Origin of the sequence: Flavobacterium buctense (genome assembly GCF_014486695.1) — a bacterium.
GTDB lineage: Bacteria > Bacteroidota > Bacteroidia > Flavobacteriales > Flavobacteriaceae > Flavobacterium > Flavobacterium buctense.
On record NZ_JACTAB010000001.1, the window covers coordinates 508270 to 520574 of the forward strand.

Consider the following 12305-nt stretch of genomic DNA (forward strand, 5'->3'; position numbering starts at 1 on the left):
GATTATAATATTTTGAAAATCATTTTTATTTCAAAAAGATAGTATCTAAGTGATATTCTAAAAATTCTTTTTTAGGAAGATATTTTAAAGGCTCGATAATTTTTAGGTTTTCAATTGGAGCAAAATGATTTGAATAAAAAGTTGTTTGGGTTTTAACTTTTATTTCTTTGGATAATATTATTTGATAATTTGTATTAATACTAATTAATCCTTTGTCAAAAGCTTTGTCGTAAAGAGGTGAAAGACAAATTCCATTTTCAGGGTTAAGCCTTTCATTTTCATTTTTTGACCATGGAATAATGTGACTGGCAAGTAATAATTGTGGTATGTCTATTCCTGTGATTGCGCATTTTGAAGCATAATTGGCTAATACCATTTCCCTAAAGAAAGATTGATTTACCCTTGTTTTTACTTCCCTTGTTACCGTTTCGCCTTTTAAATCTTTCAAATCAAATAATATATCTTGATATTTCTTTTCAATAGTGGTGTTTTCTTTTTCAGCTCTTATTTTTTCACTCAAAAAAGTAAGTTCTTCTTTGTTTTCGTTGAATTCGTCCCAGATAGGCTTAACTTGATTCATGCCCCCTTTAAGACCACCAACACCTCTTAGGATATGGTAAGGATCTACACTTGCAAAATTACCTAAGCGCATCCCAATTGAACTTGGTGTCCTGCCTAATAGGTTTGCTAGCTCAATAATCTCTGGTGTATTTTTGTGCATTTTGCCAAAGGGTAGCTTTAAATAGAGATTGAAAGCAAGAATGAGTTCTTCGCGTGTCCAGAGGATTTTAGGCATTGACATTTTTATATTCTCGGGGTTTTAATCTTTAAGTTTTATTAGAGCACTCCTGTGTTTAATTAAATCTTCTCTAATCTTTTTAAATGAATCCTCATCAAATTCAAAGTGTTTATCTCCAACAAGTGCTTTTAAAACCTCTTTCCCATCTTCACATGTCAAAACTTGTGCGTGTGCAAATTTGTTTCTAATATCAATTACTTCGTCAAAGTAGGTAGAATTCATTTCAATAAATTCAGATATAAAAATTTTATAATCAATGTTTTTCTTTAAAATTTCTCTTAACATTTTCCATTTTTTGGCAGCATCAATATGAGGGAGAATTGAATGAAAACCTTCAGATTTATATAAATCATCGATCTTAATTTTTCTTTTTTCAAGGTTATTTATAATTTCTTTTTCAACAAACTTTTCAAGATTGAACTTTTCAATAAATGGAGACTTAGTGTAAGTGATTAAATGTTCTTCAATTAAAGCATCAAGTTCTGAAGTTTCACCAACAATGAGACCTCTCATTGAATTTATTTCTTCTATTTTCTTTATTGTAGTTTTAAAAACTTTTTCAAATTTATCTTCTAGTTCTTTTCTGTCGGAATGATAAACACCTTCAAATAAATTTTCTTTGATTGAATCGATAATTGATTGTTTGTCACTTGAATAAAAAATAATATCAGTAAAAACATTACTGTTACGTACATAGTCAATAATAGAATCACCATCTTTTGAATTACGTAGTTTAAAATCAATTAAAAAGATGTCAAATTTTTTTAGGCCAGATTCAATAATTTGATTAACTACGCCATCTAGATTTTTCCTTCTTTCTATAACTGGATTAAATCCATAATCAAATATTGTTTCGCTAAATAATTCAGAAGTGGTTTTAAACCATGAATCATCATCTTCAACCCATAAAACGTAGTAGTTTAATTTCATTTTTTGAAAGTAATTAATAGTTCAAACCCTTTTGAATAATCAGGATTGTATTCTATGCTCGCGTTAAAGTCATTCTCTAATATTCTTTTGACATGACTTAAGCCTAGACCAGCTCCTTTTGTTGAAGTAACCCCTTCCTCAAATATTAATTCTTTTGCAATTGAATTGTCTAATGATTTTCCTATATCTTTAATTGATAAAACAAGATTTCCGTTTTCATTTTCAAAATCAAACATTACTCTTGAAGCGCCTTTCTTTTTGGAATTATTCAAAATGTTATCTAGAACAACCGATAATTCGATTGGTTGAAATTCTTTTTCAAATACAAGTTGATTATTTGAAAACTCATAGCTCATTTCTTTATGTAGTGAGCCATAAATATTTTTCACATAATTTTCAATATATCCAACAATATTTTCTGTAGTTGAAAGCCTAGCTTCTAGAAAGCCCGATTTTGTTGTAAACTTTGTTAGAGTATTAATTTTTTCGTTGACTAGACTAATTTCTTGTAGAAATTCAAAAAATTCATTTTTATCAATGGAGCCTTTTTTATCAATTTTTCTTTTGATAAGTTGAATTTTTTTTGAAATGTCATCTGAATAGACACCTATGATATGGTTTGAGTCTCGCAAGTCTTTATATGTAATAGTTTCTGACGATCTTAATCTATCTAACTGTCTTTTTCGATTTTCAGCTTTTTGTTCAGCATCTTTTGCTTTCTGTTCAGCTTCTTTTCTTTTTATCTCTTCTTCACGTCTTTTTAACTCGTGTTCTTTTGCTTCAAACTCTGCTTTTTTTCTCTTATCCTCTTCTTCTTTTTGCTTTTTTTCAGCTTCTTCCCTTTTTATTTTCTCAAGTTCTGCTATTTTTTCAGCTTCAATACGCTTTTGCCTTTCTTCTTCCTCACGCTTCTCAGCTTCTTCCTTGTCTTTTATGATTTTATTGAAATTTTCTTCAGTTAATTTAACTTGGTTTAATAGTTCTAAATCATTTGTTTTTTCGGCTATCTTTTCAAGATCTGTTATGAATTTTGGCTGAACTTCATCAAGTTTTTCATTAACAAGGTTAACCAATTCTCTGTTGTAATCGAGAATTTGGATGTTCTTATCATCAGTTAAGGTTTTAATTAAATTAACAAAATCAATTTTACTTCCTATGTTATTTAAAGCATCTTCATAAGAATCTTTGTCTTTATCTTCCTTAAGTCCTTCTCTGTGAAAATCCGCTAATTCTTCGTTTAAAAAATATTTCTTTCTTTTAAATGCCTCACCCCATAGAACCCCAGCAACATATCTTTCAAGTCTTAAAAATGCTTTGTCTTTAAAGATTGAGAACAATATTTTTTTGCCTGAAGTTTCTACCAATCCACCCGCTCTACTTGATACTTCTTTAAATTCGTTGAAGTTTTCCGTAATTAAATCTACTTTTCCAAATAAATCTCTCGTCCCAAGAAACCGATTATATCCCTGTTGTTTTCGGTTGTCTAATTCCCAACTATCATCACCTACATTTCCATAAGGCTGAACACGAAATCCATTTTTGAATAAAAACACATTTCCATAATTGACGGGCTCTATATCCATCAGTTTGCCAAAATTAATCTTAGCACTTCTATTTAGAAAGTAAAGATTAATTTCTAAATCATCAATTAAGGAGATATAATTGTTGGACTCTTCTATGTGATAAATTAAAGTACCCCTATCAATAATCTTTGTAGTTATAATTTCATTTTTTAAACTTAAATTAATTTGAGTGGTTTTTAAATCAAGTATTTTTAAAATACTGTTATCAACAATTCCGTTTATTTTGAGATTATTGCTTGAATTATTGTCAACTTCTATAAAGTCTTTTGCTTCAATTTCAATAGTAAAGCTGTTTTCTTTTGAAAATGGATTAATAAGTTTTTCTAAAGACCGTCTCAGTTCTCTAAGTTTATTTTCATTCCAAGTTGAGTTTAAGTCTTTTATTTTTAATATTGTCCCGTGATTTGTATTGTTTGGGAAAGCAGTATTGCTCTCAGAACTTTCAAATGGAATTTTTACAGACCCAAAACTTTGTTGAGCATCCTTTTCAAATTCTCCCCAATCAACATTAACTTTAAATGTTTCATCATTATTTACTTTCGAAGTAATAAGTTCTAATTTGCCACCTAATCTATCACATGAAAAACGACCTACTCCTTTTGCGCCAGCATAAAATCTTCTAGATTTTAAATTATTTAAATGTGAAACTCTAGCTAAATCAGCATCTTCAGTATTGTCTTTTTTTGCAGAGTAGGCAACAGCAAACCATTTCTTTTCTAAATCAAGTTTAGACATTCCTTTACCATTGTCAGCAATTATTATCTCGTCATTATTTAAAGTGATTTTTACATAATCTGCATATGCATCATAAGAGTTTTTAACAAGTTCATATATTGCGATAAAGTCATCGGTGATTAAGTCTCTACCGATAATATTTTTCATTCCTGTTTTGATATCAAAACTTAAAAGACCTTTATCCATTAAATAAGTTGTTTTAAAATAAGTCCACTTTGCTCACTAAATAACGGCGGAATAGCGTTTCCAATTTGGGTATATCTCGGCACTTCTTGTGTTCTGCGTTTTCCGCCAGTGGTGTATTTTCCTTGAAAGATGTACCAATCAGGAAATGATTGTATACGAGCATATTCACGAACGGTTAAAATTCTTGGTTCTTCATAATGAATGTAGTCGTCAGGCAGAGTGGTTATTGTTGGACTTTTGTCTAAACCATTAAGGGGAATAACAGTATGTTTTTTAATATTGAAACGTTCTCTAATTTCTTTGCTTAAGTCTAAATTTCTTCTATCATGGGTTACCGCCAAAATATCTTTAAAGCGTTCAAGAATAATGGGTGAATGTTTTGGGAATCTATGACTGTTTGGGATTTTATCCTCTACCCCTTGACGCATCAATTTTTGATAATTATTCTTTTCTTTTCCATAGATTCCAGAGTCAAACGATAAAGAATCAGGAGTTGGTTTCAAACCATTTTTCTTGAATAAATCAGAAATTGCATCTTGCAAGTTAGTATCAATTGTAAGCCCTTTTTCTTTTAAAAACTCGAATTTGTTTTCTTTGAGTAAAGAGAAAAATGTTTCAACTTTTTCTTGTGATGCATTTTTTAATTCTTTTTGAATGCCCACTAATATGAAGCGTGTTCTTTTTTGCGGCACGCCATATTCGCCAAAGTTTACTAATTGTCCTTTAACATAATAACCTGCATCATCTAGTTTTTGAGTTACAATGGAGGAATAGGCAACACCTTTTTCTTTGTTCTTTTTAAATTCCATTGTAAAACCTTTTACATTTTCAAAGAAAATTATTTTTGGTTTTACGGTTTCAACAAACTTTATATAGGAATCAATCAAAAGGTTTCGTAGGTCATTTTCATTTCGTCTTCCTGCCATAGAGAAGCCTTGGCAAGGCGGTCCGCCAGCTATCATTGTCACTTTTCCTTGAAGTTTGATAAGGTGTTTGTTATGATGAGCTAGGATTTCGTTTATGTCATGTGCTTCTTTTGGTAGCCATTTAGGCCAATCAAAATGATTTTTGTTTTCAATAAGATTGTAGTCTAGAGTTTTGAAAGCATCAGGACTTTTTTCAATTGCAAATAATCCTTTCCAGCCGGCTTGATGTAAGCCAAGAGATAGCCCGCCACAGCCCGCAAATAAGTCTATGTAGGTTAATTTTTTTGACATAAAATAACATTATGAACAAAAATATAGAAAAAAACCTCATAAAATACAAAAAAGTAGTGAAGGGAACAAATTATTTTGTGGTTAGAGTAAAAATGGTTTTAAAATAATTCTCCAGAGCCCTTCTAAATAATTCTGTATCTAACTTCAAAAGTTCTTCTTTTACATTCCATCCCTCAATGTATTCTTCATCTTCTTTGCAGATTTCTTGACCGTTTAGTTTTCGAGTCAAGATATCGCTAAGTAGCACATCATCGCAGCTATAATAAAGTGGATAATGTTTTTCGATGAAATCCCAATATTCAAATCCTGAGTTGTTTTTTTGTTCTTGCATTGCTTTGGTTTTTTGTTTACTAATTTAAGAAATTGAAGTGATTTGTACGCCTTTAATTGTAAGCATAAATCCTGTTTGTTTGCAGAATTTATGAACAATGTTTTAGCCTATGGTAATGACAAAGTGTAGGCTTCTCGATTAGCTTCGCTCTGTTCGGCTAAAGCCTCGGGTCATTTCATATCGTTCGCGAACGATATGAAACACTCGAAGTGACGGCTGCCCTTCGACTCCCGATAAATATCGGGACAGGGTGACAATCGTTATATCAATTGGCTTTAGTGGTAAAACAAAAAACCCCAACGTCTCCGTCAGGGTTTATATATCTTTTGAAATTCTTCTACCAAATCTTCACACGCTTTTCAGGCGCTAAGTACAACGAATCTGTTGGTTTAATATTAAACGCTTCGTAGAACTCCGGGATATTGCGCACTGTACCGTTTACTCTGAATAGGGCTGGTGAGTGAGGGTCGGAGGCAATTTGACTGCGCAGGGCTTCGGCACGGGATTTTTCTAACCATACTTGTCCCCAACCTAGGAATACGCGTTGCATGCCGGTGAAGCCGTCCATTACGGGTGCTTCTTTTCCGTTTAAACTGGCTTTGTAGGCTTTGATGGAAATGCTCAATCCGCCTAAGTCGCCTATGTTTTCCCCTAGGGTAAAGGCACCGTTTACATTCAAATCAGGGAAAGCTTTGAAGCTGCTGTATTGGTCAACCAAAGCGGCAGTTTTCTTTTTGAAAGCGGCTAAGTCTTGTGGTGTCCACCAGTTTTTCATTTCGCCTTTGCCATTAAAAGCACTTCCTTGGTCGTCAAAACCGTGGCCTATTTCGTGACCAATTACGGCTCCGATGCCACCATAGTTTACAGCATCATCAGCATTCAAATCAAAGAAAGGTGGTTTCAAAATCGCGGCCGGGAATACAATCTCGTTTAACGATGGGTTGTAGTAAGCGTTTACCGTTTGTGGGTTCATGCCCCATTCGGTGCGGTCTACCGGTTTACCCAGTTTGGCTAAGTTGCGGTTGTATTCAAATTCGGCAGAGCGTAAACCGTTACCGTATAAATCGTTTTTGTCAATTTTAAGGGCTGAGTAATCTCTCCACTTGTCAGGGTAGCCAATTTTAATCATAAAGTTATCCACCTTTTTCAAGGCTTCTTTTTTGGTCGCCGGACTCATCCAATCTAGTTTTTTGATGCTTTCGGCATAGGCTTTTAATAGGTTTTCAACCATAGTCACCATGCGTTCTTTGGCTTCGGGAGAGAAGTGTTTTTTGACATAGACTTTCCCCACAATTTCGCCCAAACCACCGTTTACAACATCAACGGCACGTTTCCAATCTTCTTGTTGCTTCTCAACGCCATAAAGGGTTTTGCTGTAAAACTCAAATTTTTGGTTGTCTAAGGCAGTGGTTAAACTTTCGCTTGAGTTGTTGATTAAACCCCATTTTAAATAGGTTTTCCAAGTGTCAATTGGGGTGTTTTTGATGATGTTGTTTAGGCTTTTAATATAGTTTACTTGAGTCACTACTAGTTTTTTCTCTTTGTCAACTCCGGCATTTTTGAACATGGCCGTCCAGTTGAAATCGGGCATCAACGTTTTTAAATCTTTCACAGCGTAAGCATTGTATAGTTTTATAATGTCGCGCGTGTCTTCTTTTTTCATGTGCTGGTTAGCTAAAGTAGTTTCCAAAGCCATGATTTTGGTGGCACTTTCAGCAGCATTTGGCATGTTGGTCAGTTGGAACATCTTTTCGATGTAGGCTACATATTTTGTACGGATATCAGCCATCTTAGCGTCGGTAGCCAAATAGTATTCTCTTTCCGGAAGTCCGAGACCGCCTTGCCAAGTGATTAAAGTGTATTTCGTAGGATCTTTAAAATCAGTATAGACCGAAACGTTGAACGGAATGGGCACGCCGTTGCGGTTGGCTTGTCCAAAATAAGCGGCTAAATCGTCATAAGAAGCAATGGCGTCGATGGCTTTTAATTCGGGTTGGATAGGCGCAACACCTTTGGCATCACGTCCTTTTCGGTCCATAAACGAAGCGTAGTAGTCACCGATTTTTTGTTCGTCGGAACCTTCGGTATTACTGCCTTTGGCGGCTTCTTCGATGATGGCTTTGACGTCTTTTTGCGATTGGTCTAATAGCATGTCAAAAGCACCGTAAGAAGCTTTGTCTGCCGGAATTTTGGCGGTTTTCATCCAAGCACCGTTGACATAAGCGGCAAAGTTATCGCCGGGTTTTACCAGCGTGTCCATATTCTTTTTATTGATACCTGAGGTGAGTTCTTTTTGGCTGCAAGCGGTCAGTAAGACGGCAGCCAATAATAAGGTGATTTTTGCGTTCTGCATAGTTTTAGTTTGATGATTAGAACGCTAAAGTAGTCAAAAATATTAGGTTATGGTGTTAAAAGCTATAGTTGAGGTTGAGGAAAATGTTTCTGCCCATGCGTGGGATTTTGTTCCAATCGGAATAAGTGGTGTAATACGCATCGAGTAAATTTTCGACACCGATTTTAGTATACAAACGGCTACCGGAAAACACAAACTTATACCCAAAATGGGCATTGAGTACTGCAAAATCAGCTGTTTTGGTTTCGCCATAAGTGGAACCGATTTTGGTTTGCGCTGCATTGCCTACGCCTTCCAAAGTAGCATTGAAACGCGCTTGGGTAAAAGTAAAAGCGGTTCGGTAGTTCAACGGGTTAATGAGTGGTAAATCATCGTGGTTGCTGTCTTTTCCCAAACTGTAGAGCAAGTTTATATTCCATTTCCAATGTTGGTTTACTATCCATTCCGAATTGAAATCGACATTAAAAATCGTTGCATAATTCAAAGCCGTGTACAACTTTACGCCATTGGCCCCAATGGTCATCGGCACCAAAGTCTCCTCGGGTGTACCAATGATATAATTGTTTATGTGGAAATAGGAGGTTGTGATTTTGGCATTGATTTTTTCTTTTTGGTAACCAAAGAATAGATTGCTTTCCAGAGACTTTTCGTTTTTCAAATTTGGGTTGCCTACATAGTCAAATCGGTCGGAGCTGTTGAACAAATAAAAACCATAACCTTCGGAAACCGACGGTGCTCTTTCGCCATAACCTGCGCCAAAGCCGTAAACCCAGCCGTTTTTGTTGTAGTTGTAATTGGCGGCGATGCTTTTTAAGAAACGCGATTTTTGGGCTTGCATTTCGGGGTAAAAAATCTGCAGACTTTGTAAACCGAAATCACTCGCGACCTCATTGGAATGACTTCCGACTGAAACCGACATTTTCAAACCCGAATGGCAGTTAAAAACCCAATTATCTTCAGCAAACAAACCGGTATAAAAAGTGCGGACATCGGGCCAAGTGTACATGAACATGCTGTTTTCATCCGGATTGGTTGGATACATGGTCATTTCGGCTACGGATTGGTTGTAAAACGAATTCAGATTCGCCAAAAAGTGGTGGTTGTTTTTCACGCCGCTGATTTTAGAATACAGTCCGAAAGTTTTGCTCCAACCCGGCATGTCCATGTGAATAGGAACCGATGGACGAGTCGTGTCATCCATCCTATGGGTGATGGTGTTGAAGTAGATTTTGGTTTCCCAGTTTTTTAGCCAAGGCGATTTTGGGAGCACTACATATTTGACCGAAGTGATTAAGGCTTCCGCCAAAGAAACATCCATAGGCAAAGCCGGATAGCCTACATCGGTAGCTTTGTCGTAAATGACCGAAGCTTCGAGCAGTTTATTTGGGCTAAATTTAAAACCCGAAGTGACAGAGAGATTCAGTTTTCGGAATTGGGAGTACAGGATTTCTTTCTCGTTTCCGGCAACGTAGTTATCGGCTTCGCGAAACATCACATCGGCGTCAAAATAGTAAGTGCTGTCGGCATAATTGACCGATGAACCGATTATTTTTTGACGGTTGTTAGACTCAAAACCGGTGTTTAGGGCGAAGTTCCAATGGGGTTTGCCGAATTTACTTTGGGTGCGTTTTAAATCGATAGCGCCACCAATAGTGGAGCCAAAACAACTGCCTTGTTGCCCTGAATTGACGGTTGCTTCCGAAAGATTAGACACTTCAACATAAGAAGTAATTGGGTCCATTTTATCGGTACAAGCGCCAAAAATGCGCATACCGTCGATGGTAATTAAGGTCCTTTCGGTAGCCATGCTGTTGATAATGGGTTCCCATGCGTAAGCGCCACGTTTGACCAAATCGACTTTGCTTCCTTTGTCTAAAAACTCATCGATGGAAGCTAGAGATTTGGTTAGTTTTTCGTGGATTTGTGTTTTTTTGCCAATGACAATGACTTCTTTTAAATCTTTGGGCACCAAAGAATCTTTTACTTCTTGGGCATACGAAAAGAAGCTACTGAACAACAGCAACAGGATTGTATTTTTCATCACAGTCAGATTTAAAAAGGTCTCACCAGTCTTAAAGCAAGACCTTTTTGAAGTGGATTTAGAATTCGAGTTCGAAGAAAATGCTGCTTTCCAACACGGTGTCGGTGATGGCTTCGCCTTTTAAAACAGTGGCTTCGGCATTCAACAATTGTAGGTTGATTTTCCAATAACCGGTCATGGTTAGGGATAGTTTTCCTTCGTATAAGCCGCCGTTTGCTTTTTGCGTAGCATCAACATTATTCGGTGAACTGTGGTTGCCCATGCTTGGCATTCTCGGGTCGATTTTTAAGGTGTAACCGTCAACCACCGGAAAGTTCATCATGTCTTGCATTTTCCAAACGCCAAAGGTCACATCGTTAATGGCTACTTTTGGATGATGCGGTTCGGCATAAGCTACGATGTATTTGGCACCATCGGTACCGGTAAAAGTATTCACTCTTCTTTTGGCTGAAGCCGGAACATCAAGTACGGAAGTTGCAGAATACGTTGTTCCGTTGATGGTATAATCGATTTTTAAATCCCAGTACTCTGTTGCATTTTGAGCCATTTGGAATACGATGTAACCTTCATACAAAGTGCCGTTGGCGGTTACTTTTTCTACTTCCGATTTTGGACAAGAATGGTTCATCATTGCCATGTGCATGATGGGCATCCAGCTGACTTCGGCATTTTTTACATAATCACCGGTGGCGTTGTCTTTGATTCGGATGGAGATTTCGTTGAAGCCTTGTTCCAAACTTCCGGCATGAGAATATAATTCGATAGTGTGTGAGTCATTGGTGATTTCTTTGAACTTAGTGATGCCGGCTAATTCATCGGTTGGTGTGCTGTCATCATCAGAAGAGCAAGCGGTAAAGATTGTGGTTGAGGCCAATAAAAATAAGGCAAGCGTATAATTTAATAAGGTTTTCATTTTTGTACATTTTAGATCATAAGGATTTTATTGGAACAGTTTCCAATAGATTTTGGACATGCATCGTCCGGTCAACCTGGATGAGATTGATTAAAGTTTAGTGTTTAAGAAGAAAAGGTAGGCGGATGGAAAACGGCACCACTGTTTAAGTGAAAGTAAAGATTGGCGTAGTGGTTGCCAATAACATTTTTAGGCTGAAAATAAGATTGTTCGGGAAGCATTGGTTTTATTTCCTGAAAGAACAAGACTTCAGTTTCTTGGAGTTGTATTTTTTTGTTGGGAGAAATGGGTTTTTCCTGTTCGGCAGCTTTGGCGAGTTCTTTCATCAACTGACACTTTCCGTTGCATTTTAGTTCAGGTTTGGCTTTGTTTTCACAAAGCACTTTTGTGATGTAATCATAATTGATAATATAATCTGCCACCGGAAGTATCGGTTTGAGAAACATGACAAGTGCTACTATGATTACTAACTTTTTCACAGTACAAATTTAATGTGGAAAAAACACCTTTTTATATGACTATGGTCATATTTTCACTATTTTTATAAAAAGTAATTTTGTAACCTAAAGCCAATACTACTGTCGATAAAAACAGTTAGCTGCTTATAAACACACGAATCAATTATGCAAATAGACTTAGACTTACTCTTTACTTGGGGTGCCATAGCTAAGGAATATAAAAAAGGCGAAATGATTTTTTGTGAAGATGAAACAGCCCACTTTTATTTCCAAATTATAGAAGGAAGTATCAGAATGTTTAACTGCAACGATGAAGGGAAAGAGTTTACCCAAGGGTATTTTTCGGAGGGGCAAAGTTTTGGCGAACCGCCATTATTTATTAATGAATGTTATCCTTCAACCGCGGTGGCTTTTCAGGACAGTGTGATTGTCAAATTGACGAGAGACAAGTTTTTGAAAATCTTGGAAGAATACCCCGCCATACAGAAACAGTTTTTAAACCTGATGTGTCGCCGTATTCACTCCAAGGCGATGACCTCAAAAGATATTATCAATCAGAAACCTGAATTTAGGATATTGGCCTTTTTGAATGCGCATAAAAAAGGAAAGAGCGGTTGTGGTAAAGAACAAGTTCCTTTTACCCGACAAGAGATTGCCAATTTTACCGGATTAAGAGTGGAAACCGTAATCAGGACATTGTCTAAAATGTCAAAAACCAATAAGGTTGATATTATCAATCACAAAATATACTACTAATGC

The 12305-nt window shown here is 36.0% G+C and carries 10 protein-coding genes; 1 reads left to right on the forward strand and 9 read right to left on the reverse strand.

Features of this window, described 5'->3' with window-relative positions:
• Nucleotides 1-25: 25 nt before the first annotated feature.
• The 9 genes from ICG50_RS02245 to ICG50_RS02285 all read right to left on the reverse strand — a co-directional run bounded on the left by ICG50_RS02245 (nucleotide 26) and on the right by ICG50_RS02285 (nucleotide 11567).
• Nucleotides 26-796 carry an HNH endonuclease gene (locus tag ICG50_RS02245; RefSeq protein ID WP_246448708.1) on the reverse strand — a complete coding sequence of 257 codons (771 nt, stop codon included), beginning with the start codon at nucleotides 794-796 and terminating at the stop codon, nucleotides 26-28.
• 24 nt (nucleotides 797-820) lie between these two features.
• On the reverse strand, nucleotides 821-1729 hold the full coding sequence (locus ICG50_RS02250; RefSeq protein ID WP_187659282.1) for a hypothetical protein: 909 nt from the start codon (nucleotides 1727-1729) through the stop codon (nucleotides 821-823).
• Entirely contained in the window at nucleotides 1726-4233 is a 2508-nt protein-coding gene (locus ICG50_RS02255) for an ATP-binding protein (RefSeq protein ID WP_187659283.1), read from the reverse strand. Before ICG50_RS02255 ends, ICG50_RS02250 begins: the two co-directional genes overlap by 4 nt.
• Nucleotides 4233-5450 carry a DNA cytosine methyltransferase gene (locus ICG50_RS02260; RefSeq protein ID WP_187659284.1) on the reverse strand — a complete coding sequence of 406 codons (1218 nt, stop codon included), beginning with the start codon at nucleotides 5448-5450 and terminating at the stop codon, nucleotides 4233-4235. Before ICG50_RS02260 ends, ICG50_RS02255 begins: the two co-directional genes overlap by 1 nt.
• A gap of 70 nt (nucleotides 5451-5520) precedes the next feature.
• Nucleotides 5521-5781: a hypothetical protein gene (locus tag ICG50_RS02265; RefSeq protein ID WP_187659285.1), complete on the reverse strand. Its 261-nt coding sequence runs from the start codon at nucleotides 5779-5781 to the stop codon at nucleotides 5521-5523.
• A 337-nt stretch (nucleotides 5782-6118) separates the two neighbouring features.
• A complete protein-coding gene (locus tag ICG50_RS02270; protein ID WP_187659286.1) occupies nucleotides 6119-8134 on the reverse strand; it encodes a M13 family metallopeptidase in 2016 nt (671 codons plus the stop codon).
• Nucleotides 8135-8189: 55 nt separating this feature from the next.
• Nucleotides 8190-10175 carry a TonB-copper family protein gene (locus tag ICG50_RS02275; RefSeq protein WP_187659287.1) on the reverse strand — a complete coding sequence of 662 codons (1986 nt, stop codon included), beginning with the start codon at nucleotides 10173-10175 and terminating at the stop codon, nucleotides 8190-8192.
• Nucleotides 10176-10233: 58 nt separating this feature from the next.
• Nucleotides 10234-11088, reverse strand: coding sequence for a FixH family protein (locus ICG50_RS02280; protein WP_187659288.1), 855 nt, complete (start codon nucleotides 11086-11088; stop codon nucleotides 10234-10236).
• Between the two features lie 104 nt (nucleotides 11089-11192).
• Nucleotides 11193-11567 (reverse strand): hypothetical protein, encoded by a 375-nt coding sequence (locus ICG50_RS02285; RefSeq protein ID WP_341431683.1) that lies wholly within the window; start codon nucleotides 11565-11567, stop codon nucleotides 11193-11195.
• 144 nt (nucleotides 11568-11711) lie between these two features.
• On the opposite strand from ICG50_RS02285, the gene ICG50_RS02290 reads away from it, so the two are divergent.
• Nucleotides 11712-12302 (forward strand): Crp/Fnr family transcriptional regulator, encoded by a 591-nt coding sequence (locus ICG50_RS02290; RefSeq protein ID WP_187659289.1) that lies wholly within the window; start codon nucleotides 11712-11714, stop codon nucleotides 12300-12302.
• Nucleotides 12303-12305 lie beyond the last annotated feature (3 nt).